Below are 25,051 nucleotides of genomic sequence, written 5' to 3' on the forward strand. Positions count from 1 at the left end.
CTTACTTTGCGGCCGCTGCCGCTTGCGTGGCTTGCGTGGCGTGCGCTTCTTGCGCGCCGTTGCGCGCCGGGTCAGGCGCGCCCGGTTTGCGGAACCAGTAATCGATTACCCACTCTTCGGGCACATAGGTTACCGGGTTGATCTTCGGGCGGCCAATGGTGGTCTTGAAGGCAATGCGCTCGTTGGGCGCGTAATACTCGGGCACGAGGTAATACTCGTTCATCAACACGCGATCGAGCGCATGCGTGGCGGTTTGCAGCTGCGCGAGCGTATCGGCTTTCTGCACGGCGTCCACCAGCTTGTCGACCACCGGCATGCGCACGCCCGGATAGTTTTCGGAGCCCACCTGGCTGGCCGCCGCGCTGCCGAAACGGCGCAGCAGTTCCGCGCCCGGAATCGTGGTGGGCGCGTAAATATAGGTGGTCATGTCGTAGTCGAAATTATCGATGCGCTTCTGATAGAGCGCGCTGTCGATCTCGTGCAGATGCGCCTGGATGCCGAGCATGCCCAGCGCCTGTGTATACGGCAGGATCAGACGGTCCATGCCGGGATCGTCGTCGATGATCTCGATGGTGAACGCTTCACCAGCATCGTTGCGCAACACGCCGTCGCGATAGTGCCAGCCGGCCTGCGCAAGCAGATCGCGCGCTTCGCGCAGATTGCCGCGCAGCGAATTGGGCGGCAGCGTATTCGGCAACTGGATCATCGGGCCGAATACTTCAGGCGGCAGGCTCGCGCGATACGGTTCGAGCAGCGCGAGTTCCTGCGGCGAAGGCAGACCCGTGGCCGCGAACGGACTCACGTCGAAATAGCTCTTCAGGCGCGTGTACTGCCCGTAGAACATCATGCGGTTCATCCAGTCGTAGTCGAACGCGAGCGAAAGCGCATGACGCACGCGCACGTCCTTGAAACGGTCCTTGCGCGTGTTGATGAGCATGCCCTGGAACTGCGCGGGACTGGTGGCGAAATTGCGCTTCTCCAGCATGCCGTTGCTGAAATTCTTGCCCACATATTTGCGCGCCCATTGCGTCGCGCTGTATTCGACCCGCACATCGGTGTCGCCCGCCTTGAAAGCTTCGAGCATCGTGTATTGATCGACATACAGATTGAAGACGATGCGCTGGAAGCGGAACATGCCGCGCCGGGTGGGCAGATCGGCGGCCCAATATTGCGGGTTGCGGCGGTAGACGATCTGCTTGTCGTTCTTGCGCGATTCGATCAGATACGCGCCGCTCGCAATCGGCGGCACATTCGAGAGCTGGTCGAAGGCAATGGTGGAGCCGTCGGCTTTCTTGGCCCACTTTGGCGAGAAGATCGGCAAATCGCCCGCAATCAGCGGCGCGTCGCGTTCGGCGCGCCGGAATTCGAAGCGCACGGTTTTCTCGTCGACCACCACGGCGCGCCTGATCACCGAAAATTGCGCGTTGAATAACGGCGACGCCCGCGGGCTGGTCAGGATATCGAACGAATATTTGACGTCCGCTGCGGTGATGGGATCGCCATTGGAAAAACGCGCACGCGGATCGATATGAAAAGTCGCCGAGCTGAGATCGGGCGCCACGTCGACGCTTTGCGCGATCAGCGGATATTCGGAGGCGAGTTCGTCCCAGCTGCGCTGCATCAGCGTATCGAACATCAGGCTCTGGATGTCCGGCGCGGGCGCGCCGCGCACGAGGAACGGATTGAGCGAGTCGTAACTCTGCGCTTCGTTGAAATTCTGGAAGCTCAGGCTGCCGTCGGTAGGCGCGCCGGGATCGGCGTAATCGAAGTGCGTGAAATCGGGCGGGTACTTCGGCGCATCGTACTGCGCGATCGCCGTGGCCGCCTGCGCCGCCGGTATCAGCGCGGGCACGAACGCCGCTGCAAACGCGCACGCCGCGGTCACGGCACGTGCACAGTTCGTGAGTCTCATCTTCGGTCTTTCGGTCCGCATGGTTTGCGTTGGGGGCGCGCGACGCGAGGACAGCTTCGCGTCGCGGCCTTCGGTGCGTCCTGGGTAAGGACAGGGCCGGTTGTCCGGCCCGTTCCTGCGCTCACTTCAACTCGTGCTGCGTTTAGAACTTGTACGTCGCGCCGATCTGGATGTAACGGCCGATGTAGTTGTAGAGCGACTGGTCGTAACCCGTCTGGTCGATCGCACCCAGCCAGAGCGGATCGTACGGCGGCGCCTTGTTGAAGATGTTGTTGATGCCGCCGTAGATGGTCCAGTGCTTGAAGCCCGAGTATGCGACGTTCAGGTTGAACTGGCTATACGAAGCCGTCGAATAGTTCAGGCCGAGCGCATCCGAATACGGACCCACGTACTGCCATTCGAGCGTGCCGTTCCACTTGTGCCAGTTCCACGACAGATCGGTCGTGCCCTTCCAGCGCGGGAACGAGCCGCCGAACGGCTGGGCGAGCGTCGAGTCGTTGCCGGCGCCGTCAACCGTACCGGTCTCCGAGCCGATGCCGTCCATCTTGAAGTGCCACACATAGGCCCAGTCCGCCGACAGCGTGAAACGGCCGATCTGCGTATTGACCGACTGGCTGAAGGTGGTTTCGAAGCCCGAAGTATCGAACGAACCGAGGTTCTGGTACGGCTCCACCATGTAGGCGATCGAACCATCCGGGTTATAGACGGTCTTGGCCGTATCGACGACTGCGCCAATCGCGTGATCGACGTGGATCTTGTAGAAGTCGAAGCCGATATCGGTGCCGCGCGCCGGCGAAAGCTGGAAGCCGATGTTGTAATTCTTCGTGCGTTCTGGCTGAAGGCTGGTGTTGCCGGTCGTCACAACGGTTTCGTCCGCGCCGTTCGGGCCAACCGGCGAGATGCCGGTGCTCGTCGAGTTGGTGTTCTCGACAAAAGTCGGCGCACGGAAACCGCGGTTGAACGAGCCGTACATCGTCAACTGCTCGATCGGCTGGAAGCGCAGCGCGAAGCGCGGCGAGAATGCGCCGCCGAAGTCGCTGTAGTGGTCATAGCGGCCCGACTGGCTGAACGTCAGCATCTTTTGCCAGAGCGGGATGTCCACCTGGTAGTACACGGCCGCGACGTTGCGCTCGCCGTCCACCGATTGCAGCGTCGGGTTGAGCACCGAACCATCGTTGGTGTTCGCGCCCTGGGCGATACGCTCGCTCTGGTGCGTGAACTGGCTGCCGAGACCGAGGCCCACGTCGCCGGTCGGGATATGGAACAGGTTGGGCGTGGACAACGTGGCATCGACGACATCGAGCTTGGAAACCGCGATGTTGTTGGTGTCCGTGAATACGCCGTTCAGGCCGTTGGGTGTAGCCGACGGATTGGCGAAATCGTAAGTGCCGTTCGCGAGCATCGAGTCCACGCCCGCCACGCTGAGCTGGCCGGTCGTGGTGTTGGTCACGGTGCTCTGCGAGTGGCCATACGACAGCGCCCAGTCCCAGTCCTGCTTCGAGAGCGAGAAGTTGCCCTTGATACCCATGGCCGCGCGATAGAAGTTCGCTTCGGTGGTATCGGAAACGGTGTTCGGCAGCCACGTGAATAGCGTTGCATCCGTGCCGAACGGGTTATACGGATTGCTGGCCGGCACGATCGCCTGCCACGCTGAGAGCGTGCCCGTGGCCGGGTTGTAGACCGTCTTGTTGCCGAGGTACGAAGTGAAGTCGTTCGTGACCGTCTTGATGTTGCTTTCCCACAGGTCGGCCCACGCGGTGGTGCTGTCGTTGACCTTGAAGTCGGCATGGACCTTGGCGTTCCAGCGCTCGGTCCACGGATCGATCGAACCGGATTCGGCGGTGTTGTGACCGCACACCGTGCCGCCCGAGGCCGCTCCCGTGGACGTGGCGATCACGTTGCTGCCGAACGGCTGGAGCGAGCCCGTGCAGGGGCTCAGCGCCTGGGCGAGGCCGGTGGTCGGATTGAGCCAGTACGACGGCGACATGACCGAACCGCCGTAGCCCTTGTTGCTGAAATCCTGGTTCTTGGTGGTATCGCGATCCGCCAGCGTGAAGCCGTTCGACTTGTAGTAGCTCGCGGTTGCCGTCACGTTGAAGCGGTCGCTCGTGAGGTTGCCGAAGCCGCCGAGAATGCCGAACTTGGTCGTGCCCGCGCCGCCTTGCGTCGCGCCGCCATAGCTGCCGTCGAGTTGCAGGCCCTGAAAATCATGCTTCGTGATGATGTTCACGACGCCCGCGATAGCGTCCGAACCGTACTGCGAAACCGCGCCCGTCTTGACGACTTCGATGCGCTCGACGGCGTTCAGAGGAATGGCGTTGAGGTCGAAGAAGGTATCGGTGCCGTTCACGGCGAAGCCATATGGCGCGACGCGCTGGCCATCGATCAGCACGAGCGTGTATTTCTCGCTCAGGCCGCGCAGTGCGATACCCGCACCGCCCGCCGCGAAGCTGTCGTCGTTCGATTCGCCCCAGCTATTGGCCGAGTTCGCCGAGATCGTGCGCATATATTCCGATACGCTCGTCGCGCCGGAATTCTGGATCTGCTGCGGCGTGATCGTCTGCACCTGCTGGAAGCCGGTCTTGTCGGACTGGCGGATCAGCGAGCCGGTCACCTCGAACTTCTTGAGCTGCGCGACGTTCTCGCCGTTCGACTTGGTGGCGGTGGCCGATGTGGCGCCCGCTGTCGCTGCGGCGTCAGACGCGCCCGCCGGAGCAGCGGCCGTTGCACCACTCGTTGCGCCGCTCGATGCGGCAGGCTGGCTTTGCGCGAACACAGGCGCCGCAATAGCCGCCGATAGTGCGAGTTCAGCCCAAATTATCCTTTTGATGGCTAGCGCCAAAACCCTCTGTTTCACGTTTTCCCCTTCTCACTCGTCAGTCACGCCCACTTGCGCCATGCTCAGCGAGGTCTTTTGGACCTCGCCATCGATTGACGACGCTGTCGCGTCGCGCCCCTTTGCGTGAATCGTCCTGAACGCGCGGTCATGCGCGCCAGGACGATCCGCTCACACTTCACTTTAAAATTGGACTACTAACGGCTTTCACAGCGTTTGCGCCATGCAATCGAAGCATCGAACATTCATAACTTCCATGACGTTCATTGCGGGCGCCTTCGTTCCACGCGGCTCCCCTGTTGCACCTTTTATGTGCCGCGTGGATAAAGTCTCTTTTATTTCTGTACTACTAATGTTATTCGTTCGCTTGAGGCGCGAATTGTCTGCGCCAACGACAACTGCTAGCTCAGTCTGGGCGTTGCCACCCACACGAATACGCTTTCCGTTTCGGACGGATTGGCCCACCCATGCGGCCCTGCCGATTCGAAATGCGCCGTATCGCCGGCGCGCAGCACGAATGTGGCGCCTTCGAGCGTGAGCGACACCTCGCCGCTCAATACGTACATGAATTCTTCCGCCGACTGCGCGGCAACCTGGAAATGCTTTGCGCCCGCCGGGACCTTCACGAGCTGCGCGGCAAGGCTGAGATTGCCGTCTGGCTTCGTCAAATGCCCATATTGATGATCCGAGCCGTTGAAATCCGCAAACGTCATCCGCTCGGCGCGACGCACCACCTGCGCCTCGCCCTGGGTGCCGACGAAATACTGCAAGCTCACGCCCAGCGCCCGCGCAATGCCGATCAACGCGCGCAGCGAAGGCGTCGCGTGTCCACGTTCCACCTGCGAGAGATAAGGCTTGGAAATTCCCGCCTGCGCCGCCGTTTCATCCAGAGTGAGCCTGAGCCGCTGGCGCAGGGTGCGAATCCGGCGGCCTGTTATTGCTGCAACATATGCCTTGTCGTTCAGTGATGAAACCATAGCAAGACAAAATAGCGGATCAAAAATTGTTTGATTAGATAGAACAACGTTTTATTGGCGCAACACCTCCCACAGGCGACGTTAAAAGACGCGCCTTCCTTTCAATTCGATTGAATTCCCGGCCAGAGAAAGCAGACAACGACGAATCAGGATTTCGTAGCAATCAACAACCAGAGCTGCGCCAGATCGGCCGCGCCATCGGTGCCTTTAACCGCCTTGAACGCCGTGACCGCACGCGCTTTCTGGCCGGCAAAGTAATACGCTTCGCCCAGCCGCAAACGCGCCATATCCGGGTGATCGACGCCCTTCGCAAGCGCTGCGTCCATCGCCGCAAAACCCGCCTGCTGCTGGCCCGCGAACACCTGGTTAAAGCCCACGTCGAACGGCGCGACCGGATTCTGCGGATCGGCAGGCGCGCTGGCGCGCTTCGCCGCGAGGGCCTGCAAGCGCCGCTCGCGATCGGCCTGGGCGTCATGCCCCAGTACGCCGCTGGCGAAGCCCTGATCGACGATCTGCTTACCTTCCGCAACCGATCCGGACACGATCGCCAACTGCGTCATCTCCATGTAGTCGTCCGCGCTTGCGAGCGACCCGGCGGCGCGGCGCAGACGATAGACATCCACATCGAGCGCGGACAGATAGCCCGGCTTGCTGCGGATCGCGTGAATCAGATCGGTCCAGTATTCCGGCTTTGGGTGAAAGGCCACCAGTTTTTCCAGTGCGCCGCGATACGCCGCCGGATCGTTGGCGCGCTGCGCGACGGTGCCCAGCAATTGCAGTTGCGCCTCGTCCGGCGTGTGGCCCGCATGCGTCTGCGCGTCAACGCTCGATTTGAGCAGCGCAAGCGCACCTGCGTTGTTGCCCGACAGATAGTACGACTCGATCAGCAAGGTCTGCATCTGCGGATCGCCGCCGCCCAGCTTCTGGTAACGCTGCGCGGCGCTGATCGCCTTACCGTATTCCTTTTGCTGGAAGTACAGCCCGGCAAGCGCCGCCGCTGTGCGCTGGCCGTCCTCGCCCTTGAGCTGGCCGCTCGCCAGCAGCGTTTCATACGCGTGCTCCGCGGTGGCGTTGTCGCCCGCTGCAGCTGCCGTCGCGCCGCGCATCTCTTCGATGGTGACGGTTTCGTAGTCGGTGTGGGCAGGCACGGCGGCGGCCTGCGAAATCTTCGCGAGCGCTTCGGAATAGCGACGCGCCCGGTAGAGCGTCTGCGCGTCGTTGAGCGGCTTCGCCACCTCGGGACGCAGCGCCTGCGCCTGCGCGTTGTGGATGGCGAACGGCGCGACGCCAAGGGCTGCGCCCAGCAGCGCCAGTCTGAATCGATGTGCTATGCGCGTCACGTCATCCCTCACTGCATGTACTGTTCATTGCCGATCAAACCGATCTTCGTCGCGCCCACACGCTGCGCCGCCGCCATCACGGCAGCCACGTCGCGATACGGCACGAGCCGGTTCGGCCGTAGATGGATCTCCGGCTGGTCGGCTTGCGCCGCCGCCTGCGAGAGCCGCGACTCCAGATCCGCCTGTGTGGGCACGGGCTGGCCGTTCCACGTCGTCGTCCCGTCGAAATCGATGTCGATCTGCACGATCTGCGGCTGCGTGATCGGCGGCGGCGGATTGCCCACCGGCAGATTCATCTTGATCGAATGCATCTGGATCGGAATGGTGATGATCAGCATGATCAGCAGCACCAGCATCACGTCGATGAGCGGCGTGGTGTTGATGTCCACCATCACCTCCGGCTCGCCACCGCCGCCCGAAGACACGTTCATACCCATGACTTTCCCCTGCCCCGCGAAACGGGCATCTAGCTACTGCATTGACTCGGTGGAGCGCACCCGCACGGGGTGCCGCCGCGCCCAACCGCCTGATATCCGCCCGATCAGCCGCCGCGCGGCGGCGGCTCGGTGATGAACGAAACCTTGGCGATGCCCGCGCGCTCGCACGCGGTGAGCACGCGGCCGATGAACTCGTAGCGCGTACCCTGATCGCCACGGACATGCACTTCCGGCTGGGGCGTCTGCTGCGAGACCGATTTCAGCCGCGCGAGCATCGTGGGCGCATCGACCAGCGCCTCGTTCCAGAAGAAGTTGCCGTCGCGATTGATGGCGATTTCGACGCTCTTTGGCGTGGTCTGCAGCGGCTGCACCGTTTCCTTGGGCAACTGCACGGGCACGGTATGCGTCACCACCGGAATCGTGATCAGGAAAATGATCAGCAAAACCAGCATCACGTCGACGAGCGGCGTCGTATTGATGGCGGAGATGACTTCGTCCTCGCCGCCCTCCTGTCCCACGCTCATGGCCATGGCGTACCTCGCTCGCTGGATTATTCGGCCATCGCGACATTGCGCGACACGGGACGGGCGTTGCGCTTGCCGCCTGCGAGCAGCACCGCATGCAACTGGGCGCCAAAGGCCCGCACACGCTCCATCACGGCCTTGTTACGGCGCACGAGGAAGTTGTAGCCAAGCACTGCCGGCACAGCGACCGCGAGGCCGATCGCCGTCATGATGAGCGCCTCGCCCACCGGGCCCGCCACCTTGTCGATCGAAGCCTGGCCGGCGATGCCGATGGCCGTCAGCGCGTGATAGATGCCCCAGACCGTGCCGAACAGGCCGACGAACGGCGCGGTGGAACCCACCGTACCGAGGAACGCCAAGCCATCCTGGAGGCGGTTGGAGACGCTCGTGATCGAGCGCTCGACCGACACGTCGATCCACGTATTGCGATCGACCGCTTCGAGCAATGCCTCGTCGTGATGCTCGCCCGCTTCGATAGCCGATTCGGCGATAAAGCGGAACGGCGAGGTTTCTTCAAGCTGCTTCGCGCCATCGGCAAGCGTGGGCGCGTTCCAGATCTGCTCGTCCGCCGATTTGGCGCGGCGGTTCGCACGGGCCTGTTCGAGGAACTTGGTGACCATGATGTACCAGCTGCCCATCGACATGATCACGAGCAGCAACAGCACGAAACGCGCGACGAAGTCGCCGTTTTTCCACAGCGCGCCGAGGCCATAGGGGTTGCTCTCGGACGTGGCGGGCGCGGGCGGCGGTTGATCGGCCGCCGTGGCTGCCGGTGCAGGCGCGGGCGCCGCTGAAGTGGTGGCCGCGTTGCTGGCCGCATCCGTGGCCGCGGGGGTCGCGGTGGCGGCGCTTGCGGCGCGTGTGTCGCTTGCCTGTGCATGGGCAAGCGTGGGTAGTACAACGGTGTCAACCGCGGCTACGGCGATCACCATGCTGGCCGCCAGTGCGGCGAAAGAACGCTTCTTCATGCCTGCTCCAGTTCATTTGTACAACTTACGAATCGTGACTGATAAATCGCCACCCGAATGCTGCGGTACGTGCCTTGCCTCAGTTGAGGTTGAAGGAGAACGGCACCTGCACGCGGACCGGCTGCCCCTGCGAAATGCAGTTGAACTGCTTGACTGCGTTGAAGGCCGCCCGATCGAGACTTTCGTCGTCGGAGGACTTCGCAATGCGTTCGTTCGTGACGTGGCCTTGCGGATCGACGACGAACTCGACGAGCACATCGCCCGTCACATTGTTTTCCTGCGCCTGCTGCGGATATTTGATGCTCGAGCGGATCTGATCCGAGTTCGGGCACACCACGCCCACTTCATGACTGACCGGTTTGGCCGGCGCAGCGGGTGCGGGCGGCGCGGGCGGCGCAGTTACGGGCGCGCTGGGCGTGGGCGTCGCCGCATGCGTAATGGTGGCCTGTGGCGGCGCCTGCACCGGCACCTCGGGCGGCGGCACGAACGGCGGCGGCGGCGGCGCGAACTTCGGCGGCGGCAGCTGCACGGTGGGCAACGGCGGCGGAGGCGGAGGCGTCACCGGTTTGATGATCTTCGTTTCGATGGGATGCTGGATCACCTGCACAACCTTGGTCGCCAGGCCATTGATCAACGCATAGATCAATACGATATGGAGCAGCAGGACGATCGCAATACCGCCGAAGCGGCGCACCGGATTCTGCTGCTTGCGGCCAAACTCGCGCGGCCGGGCGGGCCGCACGACGCCCGCCTGTTGCAAACTCACTTCCCCTTTCATCACCACCATCGCTCCCTTGGGCGCAATGCCCCCATTCTCTGCGGCGCCGGACCGTACCGACGAGCGGACGCAGCCCATCACACCGGGCAATTCACTTCATTTGCAGAACGAATCTAATGTCGTACGTCAGACAGGATCACTACAACGACAATCCGCGCAATAGCAGCGGACTGTTTGCAGGATTGGCGCCCCGGCCACCTCACTCTCGTGTCACGGCATAGCACAGTGACAATTGTGTGGCGAAACGCACATTCCGTTTGGTGGAGTGCAAGATAGCAAGTAAAAAACTTGCTAGCAAACTTTTTTTGATGCGGGAATACGACGTTTATAAAACCCCTCTAAAACGCGAGAAATCCCGTCAGAAAAGGGTTTCGGCCATTGACCAGATTTTATTTTAGATGCAGCATCGCTTTAATCTTACAAATAGAAAGCAATTAAATTTCAAAATCAATTCACTTCCGCTTCATTAAACAAATTGGTGCATGTCACATAAAGCGCCACATATTGGTGCATGCGAATCACATTAAACGCCATTTAAACCCCTTCTATAAGGGTAAATACCAATAAACGGACAAAGACAGACAAAGTCGGGGCAATCCGCCAGATCGACCTATAAAATTACTTCGCATTCCGATAAATAGCCGTCGCTTGCCATTCGCCCACAATATGTGCACACTGCATATGTGTGCAATGCATATATTCAGGTGCCACATGACGCAGCGTACGGAAAACCTCCTTGGCGCGCTCGCCGTTCTCGTAACGGATGAGTTGTACGCGCTCAATACCCTCCCCGCTCTTGCCGGCGCCACGGCGCGGGCCATGCTGAATGCCATTGGCCAGTATCCGGGCGCGTCTATCGAGTTGCTGCGCGAGTCCGTCGCGCTTTCGCATCCCGCGGCCGTGCGCGCGGTGGCGGGTCTGGTCGAAGCAGGTCTGGTCGAGAAACTCGCGGGCGCCGACAAACGCTCCGTGTCAATCGCGCTAAGCGCTGCCGGCCGGCGTGAGGTCAAGCGCCTGCAGCGTGCGCGGGAAGCCATGCTGGCGCGCATCGTGGGCCACCTTGAGCCGAAAGATCGCGCGGCGCTCGAAGGCATGCTGATCAAGATGCTCTGGCACGAGACGCGCGATCCATCACATGCCATGCAGCTATGCCGCTTTTGCGACGAGGGGCCGTGCCTGAAGGCCGGTTGCCCCATTGAATGCCGCGGGGAAGGGTTGCCCATGCCATCCCGGGGCGAACCGTGAAACCGGCAACGCCGGTGCGCTGGCCGGCCATCGCCGCGCTCACTGGTGTGTCGACTTTCGCGCAGATCGGCCAGTTTGGCATCGGCTTTATCGTGCTGCCGGTCTGGCTTGCGCATCAAGGACTGGATGCGCAGCGCGCCGGCATCTTCGCGGCTTCACAATGGGCGGGCATGCTCGCGGGCCTGGTGTTGGCTCCGGCTCTGGTTGCGCGATCCGGCGCGAAGCGCACCGTGACGCTTGGCCTCGCCGCCAGCGTCGCAGCGTTCCTGGCGGCCAACTGGCTGTGGTGGCCGCTCTGGATCGTGCCGGGCGTTCTGAGCGGATTGGGAATTGGATTGCGCTGGATTGCCAACGAATCGTGGCTATATAGTCTCGTCCCCGAAGGACTCAGCGGGCGCGTGGTGGGCGTGCACGAAACCCTGATTGCCAGCGCCGGAGTCATCGCCCCTGCGCTGGCGGCATGGTGCGGACCGGGTGGGAACATGACGATAACGGCCGGTGTGTCGTTCACGTGCGCAGCGGCCATCCCGCTCTGGCTCACTGCATCGACGCATTCAGTCCGACCGGCTGCAACCGAGGCAGACGGTCAGAAAAAAGCGCGTGGCGCTCCGCTCGACGCACTTGTCTATTCCGGCATGATCGTGGTTGCGGTGGGCGGCTTGAGCGACGGCGCGCTCTATGGCCTGTTCCCGCTCTACGCCGCTGCACGCTCGATGAATGCGACACAGGCCGTCGTCCTCCTGTCCTGGCTGGGACTGGGTGGCATGGCGTTGCAATACCCGGTTGGCTGGATGGCCGACCGCGTTGGCCTGGCTTTCACCGTGGTCGTCTGCGCGATACTCAGCACGTTGGCGCTGGCCGCCTTCGCGCTCGCTCAAACGGCGACATGGATGCTGCCGGCGTGCGGCTTCGCCGCCGGCAGCATGAATAGCGCGTTTATCACGTTGGGGATGTACGCCGCCGCATGCAGCGACAAAACCGCACTCATTCGCAACATGCGGCTGATCTCCCTGACATTTACCGCCAGTTCGATAGTCGGACCGCTAGTTGCAAGCGCCGCGATGAAAGCGTTTGGCAACGACGTGCTGATGTGGCCGCTCGCCATTGCGAGTGCGTCGCTAGCGCTCTTCACGCTGGGCATCTGCGAAGGCCGGCGTCAGCGCAGCGCAGCCGCGCCGGCGAACTAAGCGTCCCATTGCCTGGGCGTTGACCCGCTCACTATGCACTGCAAATTAATCTGAAGAAGGCACGCGACGCACTTTCTCCACCCCGTCAGCCTGCTCGCAGCTTCGCGGCGTTGCTCTGCGCGAGGAACTGGCGGATACGCGCGAGATGCAGATCGCCGACCGCCGTATGCGCCGACTCGCCCGCAATCCCTCGGCGCTGTGCCGGCGGCCATGCGCCGAGATAGCGGCACAGCGCGGAAACGAACGGCCGCCGCCCGCCACTGGCCAGGCGCGCGACTGCGGCCTCCACGCGCGCAGCGCCCACATTCGCGACCAACCACTCCACGGTCTGACGATCCTCTTCATTCACAATGCGGATGAGCGATTTCATGTAACCCTCCATACTGGACGTATACACATACTGTTAATTTATACAGTATTTCGCAAAACCGCAAGTTTGGATGGGCCGCTCCCCGTGCGCCTCCACGCGAAAATAGTGCCAGATACGCCTCGCAATCGCGGGCCGCAGGCGTGCTGGACTGCCCGGGAGCGGCGCCGGAATGCTCCCTCGCCAGCCTTTATTACATAGTTATCCATATTATTTAGTCACACTACAGGATGGCCGGAGGAATGGCTCGCCCACGCGATGATCGATCCACACCGGGCCTTCCGAAGCGCACATCGGCAGGCATGGCCACGCACGACGCTGCGCAACGGTGGCGGGCACAACGATTCACACCATCGTCATTGTCGAGCGCATCTGAATAGTGAATTCAGGATCACCGTGTTTATCGGCCAGCGTGGAATGCTTATCATATCGAACGGCCTTCGACACCCCGAACGTCGCGGCGTGTATCACCGCCTCGCCGACAGGCCAGACCCACGAACAAAGCGCCGAAGCACCGTCCCGTCGAGCGCTCGCGGCCTTCTTCGGCGCTTTGGAAAGAGAACAGCCATGCACCAGACGACTGAGCAACAGCTATTCGAACATGCCCTGCTGGACCTGCTGCTTCCACCGAAGCCGCCCGTCGTCAAGCCCTTCGTGCGTACCGCCCACCGGGGACGCACGAAGGGCCGGCGCGTGTCAGGACGCATTGAAAGCGCCGAAGCCACCGGCAACAAACCAGGCTTCCCCGCCGTCGTGATCGGCCAGCTCACGACGCGTACGATTGCAGTTCGCTGGAGCGATTCGCGCTCGGGCTGCTATGGCGAGCAGATCTGGCGTATGTGCCATGCGCGCACGCGCACGCTATGTGCGGCAACGGGCCTCGAAATACAGCCCGGCGATGTCGTCTATCGGCCGACCAGTGGCCGCTATATGGTGCCCTTCAACGACGGCCAGCTGATTCTTGCGTCTGCAGTGGAATATCGGCTCGACTGAGCAGTTCTGCCGTTGCGCTCCGATGGTACGATGCCCCGATGCGGCGTATCGGCGGCAAACCATGCCGCCGCGCCGACCCAAACATCAACAGCATTCCCCGCTCGCGAGGCAAGACTTGAAAGAGAAGGCACTGAGCGAAGCCGCCATCGAAGCGATCACGACCGGCAACGCAACGGGCAATGCAGTCCTTTGCGATGATGGTTTGAAGCGCCCGCCGTGGGCAGTCGGCAATACCTTGCTGCGCGAGTACTACGATTCCGAATGGGGCATGCCGGTGCGCGACGAACGCGGACTGTTCGAGCGCATCAGCCTCGAAGCGTTTCAGTCCGGCCTGTCGTGGCTGATTGTGTTGCAAAAGCGCGATGCGTTGCGCCAGGCCTTCCGCAATTTCGAACCGGATATCGTCGCGAAGTTTGGCGCACACGACGTCGAGCGCCTGCTCGCGGATGCCGGCATCATCCGGAACCGGGCGAAAATCGACGCTACGATCAACAACGCCCGCGCAGCCATTGCGCTGCGCGAGGATGGCGGCCTGGTGGAATTCGTCTGGTCATTCAAGCCCGCCATCACACCCGCACCGCGCACGATCGCCGAGATCCCCACGTCGTCCGAAGAATCCATTGCGCTGAGCAAGGCGTTGCGCAAGCGCGGCTTCAAATTCGTCGGCCCCACGACGATGTTTGCGCTCATGGAAGCGGTCGGCATCGTGGATACGCACCTGATCGATAGTCATCGACGCGGCAGTTCGGGAGTGTGGACGGCGTGAGTTCGCGCTCCACGCAGCGCGATGCGCCGATGTCGCCGTGCGGATTGGCGCGTTGGCCTGACGCTGCTTGCCACGGTGCTGGCGCAGCTCGGCACCTTCGCGGTCTTCTGCTACCTCCCGGTCGCATTCAACCGCATCACCGGCCACAACCCGGCCGTGCCGGGTGCGCTGCTGGCGCTGGCCGGGACACGTAATCCAGCCGTCGTTTCGACGCGAATTTCCTGGCACTATTAGTTCGTTATTCTTATCGATTTTCACGTTCTGGCATACCTTGCCCGACTGTCGTATCCCGTTCGCAAGCGCCTGACCAGAACACAGCGATGCGCTGCTTCGCCTCGGCAAGAATGCGCGCGGCCAGATCCGGGTCATCGACGATCCGGGATACCGTGGCAGCCCCCAGAATCGCGGAGAACACGAACATAGCCGCCCCTTCGTCCGATGCGCCGTGGGCCGCCATGGTCTTGATCAGTTCGCGATATCCGCGCGTCGCTGCGTGCCGGGTCTCCTTATCCGCACGGGCCAACTCGCTGCCCATGGCGATCAAGGGGCATTCGCCCAGACAGGGTTGCGCGCTCTGATCCAGAAGTTGGGCTTCGAAATGATCGAGAAATGCCTGCTCCCCATTTCTGACCGAGGCGTCGATGGCGTCGCGCGTGGACTCCATGCCCGCCGCGCACGCCTCCGCAACGAGATGTTCCTTGGACACGAAATGGCGGTAGAACGCGCCGTGCGTCAAGCCCGCCGCCGACATGATTTCCGCCACGCCAGTGGCGTGAATTCCGTTGCTCCTGAATGCCTGCGCCGCAGCCTGGACGATGCGCCTGCGCGTTTGCGCCGTCTCCACTTTCGACTTTTTCATGGTCTTACTCCTCGCCGCACTGGCAGCGCTGGTTCGTAGCCTTGACATTCTGGATTATACACATTATCTTGATTGCAGATAGTCAAGGTCAGTCATCTAACGCGGAGTTGGGCTCGGGCAGTACGCGATCACCTGCGTAAGCACTCACCCGGCGCCCAACACGTTCACCTACTTAGGATCACTATGAATCAGCCCGTTGATCAAGCCGAGGAAAGGGTCGTCGTACCCACGACTCCGGCAAACTCCGGCTCCCCGCGTTGGATTGGCAAGCCCGTCGCCCTGGCGGTCATCGTTGCCGTAGCTGCTGCGGCGTGGCATCTGCGCAGCTCACACACTGAAGCGGCGGCCGCGCCGCCCGCGCCGCCGGTTGCGATCAGCGCACCGCTGCAGCACGACATCGAAACGCGCCTTGGTTTCCTCGGACAATTCTCGGCGGTCAATCGCGTTGAGATTCGCGCCCAGGTGGGCGGCACGCTGACGCAGATTCATTTCAAGGACGGCGATATCGTCCATAAGGGCGACCTGCTTTTCGAAATCGACCCCGAGCCCTATCAGATCAAGCTCAGCGAAGCGACCGCGCAACTCGAATCGGCCAATGCGCGCCTCGCGCTGGCCACGCGGGAATTGGCGCGCGCCCAGCAACTGCAACAAGCGCAAGCCGGCACGGTGGAAAATGTCGATCAGCGCGTCGCCGAACAACACGCGGCGCAAGCAGCAGTCGATAACGCCAATGCGCTCGTGCGCGACGCGAAATTCGATCTGGACCGCTGCGCGATCAAGGCTCCGTTCACGGGCCGCATGGGCACGCACCTGGTTTCGACCGGCAATCTGGTTTCCGGCAGCCGCGCGGGCAGCAGCCCCACCACGCTGCTCGCCACCATCGTCTCGCTCGATCCGGTCTATCTGGACTTCGACATGAGCGAAAACGACTACGCGGCTTTCCAGCAATCGCGCGCCAATCAACAAGGCCCGTTGGCCGACAAGGTCAACATCTCGCCCACCGGCGCGACCGGCTTCACGCGCGAGGGCACGCTCAATTTCATCGACAACGCGCTCGACCGTTCGAGCGGCACGATCCACGCCCGCGCGACCATTCCCAACGCCGATCTCTCACTGACGCCCGGCGGCTTCGCGCGCGTGCGTCTGGCGACGTCCGCACCGCAGCCCGCGCTGCTCGTGCCCGATGCAGCCGTGCTGGCCGATCAGACCGATCATATGGTCTTCGTGGTTGGCCCCGACGACGTGGCCACGCCGAGGAAGGTCGAGATTGGCGATCTGCGCGGCGGCCTGCGCGTGATACGCGCGGGTCTTGCGCCCACCGACAAGGTGATCATCGACGGTCTGCCCAAAGTCAGGCCGGGTTCGAAGGTGTCTGCGCATGCCGGAACCATCGAGTTCACGTCGTCGCAAGACGATGGCGGAGCCAAATCATGAAACTCACGCATTTTTTTATTGAACATCCGCGCTTTGCCGCGGTGCTCAATATCTTCGCTGTCCTGATCGGTCTGGTGACGATGTTTTCTCTGCCCGTCGCGCAATATCCCAACATAGTGCCGACGACCGTGCAGATCACCACGTCGTATCCCGGCGCTTCGGCGGACACCATCGCTCGTACGGTGGCCACGCCGCTGGAGCAGGCCGTCAACGGCGTCGAAAACATGGACTATATTTCGAGCCAGTCCACCGGCAACGGCCAGTTGAAGATCACGGTCATCTTCAAGGTGGGCACCGATCCAAACGTTGCGCTGATGCTCACGCGCAATCGCGTTGAAGATACGCTCTCGCGCCTGCCGCCGGACGTGCAGCTTCAAGGCGTACAGGTGAAGAAGACCATCGATGCGCTGCTGCTGGGCGTGCACGTCTATTCGCCGGACGGCTCGCGCAGCCCCGAATATCTGTCCAATTACATGCTGAAGGTACGCGACCAGATCGCGCGTTTGCCGGGCGTGTCGGACTTCCAGCTGTTCGGCGAGCGTCAGTACGCGATGCGCATCTGGATCGATCCGGACAAAGCCGCAGCTTATAACATCAGCGCGAGCGACGTTCTGGGCGCACTGCGGGCGCAAAATGCGCCGGTTTCGGCGGGCGTGCTCAATCAGCCGCCGATCACGAGCAACGGCGCCTATCAGATCAATGTCGAGGCGCTGGGCCGCCTGAGCACGCCCGAGCAGTTCGGCGACGTAGTGGTGAAATCCGACGCCGATGGCCGCGTCACGCGTATTCGCGACATCGGCCGCGTCGAACTTGGCTCGGTCGATTATGGTTCGAAGGCTTATGCCGACCGCGCAGCAGCCGCGCCCTGGTTCGTGGTCGCCACGCCCGATGCAAACGTGGTGCAGGTCGAACACGCCGTGTGGGACAAGATGGCGGAGCTGAAAAAGCAGTTTCCTCCGGGCGTCGATTACATGAAGATCTACGACCCCACCACGTTTGTCGGCCAGTCGATCGAAGAAGTGATCAAGACCATTGCGATTGCGATTCTGCTGGTGGTGGGCGTGGTGTATCTGTTCCTGCAAAACTGGCGCGCAACGATTATTCCGGTGGTGGCGATTCCGGTTTCGCTGCTGGGAACGTTCACGATCCTTTCGCTCTTCGGCGCATCGATCAATAATCTGTCGCTGTTCGGGATCGTGCTTGCGGTGGGCATCGTGGTGGACGACGCCATCGTCGTGGTCGAAAACGTCGAGCGCAACATGGCGCTCGGCATGACGCCGCGCGAAGCCGCGCATCAAACCATGAACGAGGTGTCGACCGCGCTGATCGCGATTGCACTCACGCTTTGCGCGGTGTTTGGCCCCGCAGCGTTGATGTCCGGCATTTCGGGCCTGTTTTTCAAACAGTTTGCCATCACCATTGCGGCTTCCACGGTCATCTCTTGCTTCGTCTCGCTCACCCTGAGCCCGGCGTTGTGCGCGGTGCTGCTCAAGCCGCATGACATGGAAAAGACCCACGGCGGTTCGACGCTGCCCGGCCGTGTGCATCATGCTGTGTTTGGCCGCTTCAATGCCTCGTTCGAATGGCTCTCTGGACGCTACGGCAAGATCACCGGACGCTTCGTTCGCGCCACCACGGTCATGCTTATCGTCTATGCCGGGCTGATCGTCGCAACCGGCATCCAGATGGGCAGAATGCCCACCGGCTTCATTCCCGAGCAGGACATCGGCTATCAGGCCATCATCGTGCTGCTGCCGCCGGGTTCCAGCCTCGAACGCACGGACAAGGTCGTGCGCGAAGTGAACGACATCGCGCTCAAGACCCGCGGCATCGACCATACGTCGCCGGTGACGGGCTTCGACGTGACGACCGGCACGATTGCACCGAATGTCGGCACGATCTTTACCGGCCTGCCCTCGCTGTACGGCGAGCACATCCCCGGTGTGAATGCCGCAACCATGCTGGTGACGCTGCGTCAACGCCTGGCAGGCGTCAAGGACGCCGTCGTGATCGTCGTGAATCCGCCGCCGGTTCAGGGGCTGGGCGCGGCGGGCGGCTTCAAGATGATGCTGGAGGACCGTGCAGGCGTTGGCCCGCAGGCGCTCGCAGCCGCAGCCAATGCGTTGGTGGCGGCGGCGAACAAGGACAAGGCTTTTGGCGGTGTATTCACGCTCTATAACGCCGGCGCACCGTCCGTCTATGCCGATGTCGATCGCCTGAAGGCCGAAAAGGTTGGCCTCACGCCCGCCGATGTGTTCTCGACCATGGAGCTGTACCTCGGTTCGCAGTATGTGAATGACTTCAACTATCTGGGCCGCACCTATCAGGTCCGTGTTCAGGGCGATGAAGCATTCCGCAGGACTCCCGATGATCTGGGCCGCTTGAAGGTGCGCAATGCTTCGGGCGAAATGGTGCCCATCGGCACGGTGGCGACATTCAGGGACAACACCGCGCCCTACCGTGTGCCGCGTTACAACCTCTATCCCGCGGCTGAAATCATGGGCGCGGCGGCACCGGGCGAGTCGTCGGGCGATGCAATGAAGCGCATGGAACAACTGGCCAACGAAGTCCTCCCGAACGGCGTTTCGTTCGAATGGACCGACCTCGCGCACCAGCAGGAAGAGCAAAAAATGTCGCCGCTCGTGATCTTCGCGGCATCGGCGCTGTTCGTGTTCCTCGTGCTCGCGGCCCAGTATGAAAGCTGGAAAACGCCGCTGGCGATCGTGCTGATCGTGCCGATGTGTCTGTTTGCGGCGGCCATCGGGCTGAATATGCGCGGCATGCCGATCGACATCCTGGCGCAGATCGGCTTCGTGGTGCTGGTGGGACTGGCGGCGAAAAACGCGATCCTGATCGTGGAATTCGCCAGGCAACGCCAGGACGAGGACGGCGTGGGCGCGGAAGACGCGGCCACGCATGCCGCCCAGGTGCGCCTGCGTCCGATCCTGATGACCTCGCTGGCGTTTATCGCCGGGGTCGCGCCGCTTGCGATTGCGAGCGGAGCCGGTTCGGAAATGCGTCAGTCGCTGGGCACCACGGTGTTCTTCGGGATGCTCGGCGTGACGATCTTCGGCCTCGCGTTCACCCCGGCGTTTTATGCCTTTGTTCGCAAGCTCGGCGTCAAGCGGGCACCTGCGCTGCACCGCAAGCTCGGTAGTGGAGAAGCACGATGAATCACTTCATGGCAAAAACCGCAAAAACGCTAATCGGCAGCCTGATCGTCAGCGCCGGTCTGGTGGGATGCGCCGTCGGCCCGAACTACGTTGCGCCCACAACCGACATGGCGCCGTTTCATAACACCGAAGCGGTGGCCAACCGGCAGACGACGCTTCCCGCGCCCAAGCTCGACAACTGGTGGACGGGCTTCAACGATCCGATGCTGGAAAAGGTCGTGCAGCGCGCGCTCGACCAGAACCTCGGCCTTCAGGCTGCGATTGCGCGGGTGAGCCAGGCGCGTGCGGCGGCGCAGGCGGCAGGCGCACAACTGCTGCCGACCGTCGATGCGGGCGGCTCCGCCACGGTGGAGCATCAGAGCACGACCAGCCCGCTTGGCACGCTCGCGAGCGCGTTTCCCAACTACAGCCGCGACCAGAAACAATACGTTGTGGGCGCAACGGCCAGTTGGGAAATCGATCTGGCAGGCGGACTGCGACGCGCCCACACTGCCGCGCTCGACGAAGAGCAGGCGGCAGAGGCTGGCCAGCTCGGCACGCGCATCACGGTAGCCGCCGACGCGGCGGACGCCTATCTGCAGGTGCGAGGCTTGCAGGCACAAGTGGCGGTCACGCAGGACCAGATCGACACCGATGCGCATCTGCTCACCCTCGTGCAGGCCCGCAAGCAGGCGGGCGCGGCCGATGAACGCGAAGTGGCCCAGGCCGAGGCGCTGCTTCGCCAGGCGCGCGCCAGCCTGCCCGCGCTGCGTATTGCGCTCGAAGCGCAATTGAACCGCCTGGACGTGCTGATGGGCGCGCAACCCGGGACGTATGCGGCGGAACTCAACACCCACGCCGCCATCATCCCCGAAGTGCCCGCCATCGGCACCGGCGATCAAGCCGTCGACGTGCTGCGCCGCCGCCCGGACATCATCGCGGCGGAGCGTCACCTGGCCGCCACCAACGAAAATATCGGCGTAGCCATCGCCGATTACTACCCGAAGATCTCGCTTTCCGGCGCACTGGGCTTCGACAGCATTTCGACCAATCACCTGTTCAGCGCGAAGTCCTTCGAGCCGGTGGGGACAGGCGCACTCCAGTGGCGGCTGTTCGATTTCGGCAAAGTGGACGCCGAAGTGAAGCAGGCGCGCGGCGCCAATGCCGAAGCGCTGGCGCAATACAAGGAAGCCGCGCTCAAGGCGACCGAAGACGTCGAGAATGCTTTCATGGCGCTCTCGCAATCGGAAATTCGCGCTCAGGAGATCCAGCAGGAAGTCACGGCCTTGACCAGGGCACGCGATCTTTCGGAGAAAGCGTATCGAGCGGGTTCCATCACGCTCACCGATGTGCTGGACGCGGACCGGCAGCTTCTGGTTGCACGCGATGAGCTGGACGCAACCAAAGCGGATGCCGCCAGAGCCGCCGTACGGACGTTCCGGGCGCTTGGCGGCGGGTGGGATGCGCCGCAGCCGGCCGTGCAACAGGCCGCGCAATCCACGGCGCCAAAGGGCTGACGCGATATCGGCATCGCGACTGGCGCATCGGTTTCGATACGCCAGTCACGAACGGACCAAGCAAAGCGTTGGCTATGAACGGCCGGCAACGCGAGCATTACGCCGTTTGAGCATCCGATTGATGGAGGGGGCAACGTGGACCGTATTCAAGCCATGCAGGTATTCACCCGTATCGTCGATTTCAGCAGCTTTGCGCGCGCGGCGACTTCGCTCGGGATGAATCGGCCAACAGTCACCACGATGATCCAGAGTCTGGAAGATCATCTGGGTACGCGGCTCCTGAATCGCACGACGCGCAGCCTCTCGCTGACGACGGACGGCGCGGCCTACTACGAGCACTGCCTCAGAATCCTCGCCGAAGTGGAAGACACCGAAGCCGCGTTTCAAAAGGTGGAAAAGCGGCCACGCGGCAAACTGCGTATCGGCATGCAGGGCGCAGTCGCCCGCCAGATCATCCTGCCCCGGCTACGCGACTTTCATGGGCAATTTCCAGAGATCGATCTTCAACTGGGTTTGACGGACCGGCATACGGATGTTCTGGAAAAAGAAGCCGACTGCGCCGTGCACGTGGGCGATCTGAACCATTCCGCGCTCGTCTCCAGGCGCATTGGCGTGTTCGATTGCATGACCGTTGCGTCGCCTTCCTACCTCGAAAAACAGGGTGTCCCGCGTACGCTCGACGACCTCAAGACGCACCGCGGGATCAACTATTTTTCTACCCGCTCTGGCCGGATTCTGAACTGGACTTTCATGGTTGGCGGCCGCGAAATGCAGGTTGCGGTCAAAGGCACGATTTCAGTGAACGAAGCGGAGTCCTACGTCATGTGCGGCCTCAAAGGCCTGGGACTGATGCAGGCGCCGCGCTTCATGATCCTGCCGCAACTGAAGGCCGGACAATTGATCGAAGTCCTGCCGGAATGGAAGCCACTGCCATTGCCCATCTCGATTGTCTATCCGCAGAGCCGCCACCTTTCGCCGAAGGTGCGCGCGTTTGTCGATTGGGTCGTGACGACATTCGCTGATTGCCCGCTGATGTGCGGCGTGACTTCGCTCAATCGGACCTGCCCGGATCGCACCTTCGAGAAAATAGAGCATTGGCAAGCACCCAACATGAATCTCGTAGATGACTCTTTGGTGGAGGCAATCCGCGCGCCCGGCCTGCTGCTTGATTGAGCGCTTTCCAGCCTCGGCTTGCGCATCATCGACGCACGCGATGATACGCATGACGCGTATCACGGGCGCCGCCAACCCGCCGTTTTCGAGGCAGTATAATCATTTGACCCGATTTGACGATAAAACTCGCGGGCCATATAGCGGACCTGCGGGGAGCCGACATGTGGATTATCATGGTTATCCTCAGCGATCTTTGGCCAGGAGGGCAATATGGGATCTTCCCAAGCAGAAAAAGCTGAATCGCATCAGCGCATCGTCGATGTGGCGGCGCGCCGATTTCGTGAGCTCGGCCTGGAAGGCATCAGCGTCGCCGACATCATGAAAGAGGCCGGTATGACCGTCGGCGGCTTCTACAAGCATTTCGCCTCGCGCGACGATCTCGTGGTCGAGGCGATTGCGGCTGCGTGCGAGGAGATGGAGCAATCGGCCCTGACCGCGCAGCCCAATTTGAAGAAGGGCATCCAGACGTACCTGTCGGAAGCGCACCGGGACAACGTCACCGGCGGCTGCCCGCTCTCGGCCCTGCTCAACGACACGGCGCGCAGCACGGAAGGCGCCCGCGAGGTCTACACCGAGCGCCTGGAAAACCGGCTCGCCCTGCTCGAAAGCCAGATGCCCGAAGACACGGAAGGCAACCGGCGCGCCAAGGCGCTGCTGATCTACAGCGCTTACGTTGGCGCACTGGGTCTGTCGCGCGCCGTCGCGGATCCCAAGCTTTCCCGCCAGATCCTCAACTCCGTTTCGGCCGAATTGATCGCCCTCTTTCCCGCCAAAAAGTCGCCAGGCGCCGCGGCCTAGACCATCGCGCGTTCCGGCGAGCGACTTGCGCCGCATGGTGTGTATCGACACATCAATGGATTGTTCGTCCCGGGAAAAACCGATGCCCCGCGCGATTCACAGCCCGGGGCATCCGGCTTCATTACCTCGCTTGCGTCTACCGCGCGATCAATTGACGTTGTAGCGCGCGCCAGGCTTGGTCAGCTCAAGCTGCGGCACGAGCGCGCCGCGCGCCGTTTCAAACGGTGCCCATGCAGCGATGGCAGGCAGCGACGGCGCCGTCGCGAATTCGCCCTGATCCAGTCCGGCCAGCGCGGCGTCCACCCGGTCCTCCACGCTCATCACCATTTCCGTCGGGAAATTGTCGACCGGCGCGAGGCGAGCATCACTTCACGCGTGATCCTGTTCTCGCCCCTGGGCTCGATCGTTTCGCTTTCGGTGGTGATGACTTTGCTGATTTGCGTGAGCCAAGCGAATCACGCCGCCGGCGCATCGACCGTTGCGCCAGCAACGATACGATCGGCCAGATACGCGGCATCGCGCGCGACACCCGAGAAACGGCCCGATCCCCAGGTGTGCAGCCACGGCAATCCCAGAAAATAGAGGTTTTCCTGCGTGGTGACGCCGCGCTTGTGACCCGGATAACCGCGTCCGTTGAAGATGGGCAAATCGATCCAGCTGAAATCCGGATGAAAGCCGATGCACCAGATGATGCTGCCGATGCCGCTGGCGGCGAGATCGAGCGCGGTGCGCTCCTGCGGCGGCGTCCACACCGGCCGATACGCCTGCCCTGCGGGCGCTTCGATACCCTTCTGCGCGATGAATTTGTCGATTGACGCGTTGATCCGGTTATAGGTGTCGTCGGCGCTATCGAGGTTGGCGCGCAGATTCGCTTTGAAACGCAGCGCGCCTCCTGAATAATCGTCGAGCGCGCCGTAAAGCTCCATCCCCTCGCTCGCAAACCGGCGCAGATCGATATCGCGGCCGCCGTCGCGGCCCGTGACATAGTGGTTGGTATTGTCGCGCACCCCCTCCCGCAAGGGATGATCCTCCACCGGCATGTCGTAGTACTTCATCTCCGCGAGCCAGTCGACCACGTCGCGGCCACGATAAAAGCGCGCGCAACGCGGCGCTTCCCCCACCGCGAGCACCACCTTGCGGCCAGCCAGATGCAGATCCTCCGCGATCTGCGCACCCGACTGCCCCGAGCCTACCACCAGCACCGCGCCCTCCGGCAAAGCCCCGGCATTGCGATATTCGGATGACTGGATCTGGGTGATGGACGCGGGCAGGCGCTCGGCCATGCGCGGCACAATGGGCGTGTGATAGCCGCCCGAAGCGACCACCACCTGATCGGCGCTCAACATCCCCTGGCTCGTCTGCAGCACGAAGCCGCCCTGGTCTCGCCGCGCCAGGCGCGTTACCGCCACGCCCTCGCGCACGGGCGCGTCGACATGGCGCACGAATCCGTCCAGCCACGCGATGATTTCGTCCTTCTTCATGAAGCCGTGCGGATCGTTGCCGCGATACGGGTAGTCGGGTAGCGCGCATTGCCAGTTCGGCGTGACGAGGCAAAACGCGTCCCAGCGCTGCGCGCGCCAGGTGTGCGTGACGGTGTGCTTCTCGAGCACAACGTGGTCGATGCCGCGCTGTTTGAGGCAATAGCTCATCGACAGGCCGGCCTGCCCCCCGCCGACGATGACGACGCTGAAATGCTCATCGGCGGCGGGCAGCCGCGGCGATTGCGCCTGGCGCGCACTCCCAGGCTGCCCCTCATGCATACCAGCAGACATGCGATTCTCCTTGTGA

At 62.4% G+C, this 25,051-nt stretch carries 22 protein-coding genes; 10 read left to right on the forward strand and 12 right to left on the reverse strand.

What is annotated here, in order from left to right; all coding sequences use genetic code 11:
* Position 1 precedes the first annotated feature (1 nt).
* The 8 genes from F4827_RS19285 to F4827_RS19320 form a co-directional block, all read right to left on the reverse strand.
* A complete protein-coding gene (locus F4827_RS19285; RefSeq protein WP_409258817.1) occupies positions 2–1,933 on the reverse strand; it encodes an extracellular solute-binding protein in 1,932 nt (643 codons plus the stop codon).
* 121 nt (positions 1,934–2,054) lie between these two features.
* Positions 2,055–4,769 carry a TonB-dependent receptor gene (locus F4827_RS19290; RefSeq protein WP_183726016.1) on the reverse strand — a complete coding sequence of 905 codons (2,715 nt, stop codon included), beginning with the start codon at positions 4,767–4,769 and terminating at the stop codon, positions 2,055–2,057.
* Between the two features lie 380 nt (positions 4,770–5,149).
* Positions 5,150–5,725, reverse strand: coding sequence for a helix-turn-helix domain-containing protein (locus tag F4827_RS19295; RefSeq protein ID WP_183726018.1), 576 nt, complete (start codon positions 5,723–5,725; stop codon positions 5,150–5,152).
* 146 nt (positions 5,726–5,871) lie between these two features.
* A complete protein-coding gene (locus F4827_RS19300; RefSeq protein ID WP_409258818.1) occupies positions 5,872–7,065 on the reverse strand; it encodes a hypothetical protein in 1,194 nt (397 codons plus the stop codon).
* An 8-nt stretch (positions 7,066–7,073) separates the two neighbouring features.
* Complete coding sequence (locus F4827_RS19305) at positions 7,074–7,502, reverse strand: biopolymer transporter ExbD (RefSeq protein WP_167057186.1); 429 nt, start codon at positions 7,500–7,502, stop codon at positions 7,074–7,076.
* A 104-nt stretch (positions 7,503–7,606) separates the two neighbouring features.
* The gene (locus F4827_RS19310; protein ID WP_167057183.1) at positions 7,607–8,032 is read right to left on the reverse strand and encodes a biopolymer transporter ExbD; all 426 of its coding nucleotides are present in this window, start codon (positions 8,030–8,032) and stop codon (positions 7,607–7,609) included.
* Positions 8,033–8,052: 20 nt separating this feature from the next.
* The gene (locus F4827_RS19315) at positions 8,053–8,994 is read right to left on the reverse strand and encodes a MotA/TolQ/ExbB proton channel family protein (RefSeq protein ID WP_183726020.1); all 942 of its coding nucleotides are present in this window, start codon (positions 8,992–8,994) and stop codon (positions 8,053–8,055) included.
* 79 nt (positions 8,995–9,073) lie between these two features.
* On the reverse strand, positions 9,074–9,772 hold the full coding sequence (locus F4827_RS19320; protein WP_409258823.1) for an energy transducer TonB: 699 nt from the start codon (positions 9,770–9,772) through the stop codon (positions 9,074–9,076).
* A gap of 768 nt (positions 9,773–10,540) precedes the next feature.
* Between F4827_RS19320 and F4827_RS19325 the strand changes: the two genes are divergently transcribed.
* Positions 10,541–11,017 (forward strand): MarR family winged helix-turn-helix transcriptional regulator, encoded by a 477-nt coding sequence (locus tag F4827_RS19325; protein WP_311673866.1) that lies wholly within the window; start codon positions 10,541–10,543, stop codon positions 11,015–11,017.
* The gene (locus F4827_RS35845; RefSeq protein ID WP_311673868.1) at positions 11,014–12,204 is read left to right on the forward strand and encodes an MFS transporter; all 1,191 of its coding nucleotides are present in this window, start codon (positions 11,014–11,016) and stop codon (positions 12,202–12,204) included. Before F4827_RS19325 ends, F4827_RS35845 begins: the two co-directional genes overlap by 4 nt.
* Positions 12,205–12,289: 85 nt before the next feature.
* Here F4827_RS35845 and F4827_RS19335 read toward each other — a convergent pair whose 3' ends face one another.
* Positions 12,290–12,574 (reverse strand): hypothetical protein, encoded by a 285-nt coding sequence (locus F4827_RS19335; protein WP_183726028.1) that lies wholly within the window; start codon positions 12,572–12,574, stop codon positions 12,290–12,292.
* Between the two features lie 564 nt (positions 12,575–13,138).
* Here F4827_RS19335 and F4827_RS19340 point away from each other — a divergent pair.
* From F4827_RS19340 to F4827_RS19350, 3 genes are all read left to right on the forward strand, one after another.
* The gene (locus F4827_RS19340; protein WP_183726030.1) at positions 13,139–13,564 is read left to right on the forward strand and encodes a DUF3331 domain-containing protein; all 426 of its coding nucleotides are present in this window, start codon (positions 13,139–13,141) and stop codon (positions 13,562–13,564) included.
* Between the two features lie 145 nt (positions 13,565–13,709).
* On the forward strand, positions 13,710–14,330 hold the full coding sequence (locus F4827_RS19345; protein WP_409258824.1) for a DNA-3-methyladenine glycosylase I: 621 nt from the start codon (positions 13,710–13,712) through the stop codon (positions 14,328–14,330).
* Positions 14,331–14,351: 21 nt separating this feature from the next.
* Entirely contained in the window at positions 14,352–14,564 is a 213-nt protein-coding gene (locus F4827_RS19350; RefSeq protein ID WP_183726034.1) for a hypothetical protein, read from the forward strand.
* A gap of 10 nt (positions 14,565–14,574) precedes the next feature.
* On the opposite strand, the gene F4827_RS19355 is transcribed toward F4827_RS19350, so the two are convergent.
* Positions 14,575–15,174 carry a TetR/AcrR family transcriptional regulator gene (locus F4827_RS19355; protein ID WP_311673872.1) on the reverse strand — a complete coding sequence of 200 codons (600 nt, stop codon included), beginning with the start codon at positions 15,172–15,174 and terminating at the stop codon, positions 14,575–14,577.
* 198 nt (positions 15,175–15,372) lie between these two features.
* Here F4827_RS19355 and F4827_RS19360 point away from each other — a divergent pair, with 198 nt between their 5' ends.
* From F4827_RS19360 to F4827_RS19380, 5 genes are all read left to right on the forward strand, one after another.
* Complete coding sequence (locus F4827_RS19360) at positions 15,373–16,623, forward strand: efflux RND transporter periplasmic adaptor subunit (RefSeq protein ID WP_183726038.1); 1,251 nt, start codon at positions 15,373–15,375, stop codon at positions 16,621–16,623.
* Complete coding sequence (locus F4827_RS19365) at positions 16,620–19,796, forward strand: efflux RND transporter permease subunit (RefSeq protein ID WP_183726040.1); 3,177 nt, start codon at positions 16,620–16,622, stop codon at positions 19,794–19,796. The genes F4827_RS19360 and F4827_RS19365 overlap by 4 nt, the downstream gene beginning before the upstream one ends.
* A complete protein-coding gene (locus tag F4827_RS19370; protein ID WP_183726042.1) occupies positions 19,793–21,292 on the forward strand; it encodes an efflux transporter outer membrane subunit in 1,500 nt (499 codons plus the stop codon). Before F4827_RS19365 ends, F4827_RS19370 begins: the two co-directional genes overlap by 4 nt.
* Positions 21,293–21,427: 135 nt before the next feature.
* Complete coding sequence (locus F4827_RS19375) at positions 21,428–22,465, forward strand: LysR family transcriptional regulator (protein ID WP_183726044.1); 1,038 nt, start codon at positions 21,428–21,430, stop codon at positions 22,463–22,465.
* 210 nt (positions 22,466–22,675) lie between these two features.
* On the forward strand, positions 22,676–23,263 hold the full coding sequence (locus F4827_RS19380; protein ID WP_183726046.1) for a TetR/AcrR family transcriptional regulator: 588 nt from the start codon (positions 22,676–22,678) through the stop codon (positions 23,261–23,263).
* A 147-nt stretch (positions 23,264–23,410) separates the two neighbouring features.
* Here F4827_RS19380 and F4827_RS19385 read toward each other — a convergent pair whose 3' ends face one another.
* Complete coding sequence (locus tag F4827_RS19385; protein WP_183726048.1) at positions 23,411–23,584, reverse strand: hypothetical protein; 174 nt, start codon at positions 23,582–23,584, stop codon at positions 23,411–23,413.
* Positions 23,585–23,718: 134 nt separating this feature from the next.
* Positions 23,719–25,023, reverse strand: a complete 1,305-nt coding sequence (locus F4827_RS19390) for an MSMEG_0569 family flavin-dependent oxidoreductase (protein ID WP_183726327.1) — start codon at positions 25,021–25,023, stop codon at positions 23,719–23,721.
* Between the last annotated feature and the right edge of the window lie 28 nt (positions 25,024–25,051).

Source organism: Paraburkholderia bannensis (genome assembly GCF_014200455.1).
Classification (GTDB): domain Bacteria; phylum Pseudomonadota; class Gammaproteobacteria; order Burkholderiales; family Burkholderiaceae; genus Paraburkholderia; species Paraburkholderia bannensis_A.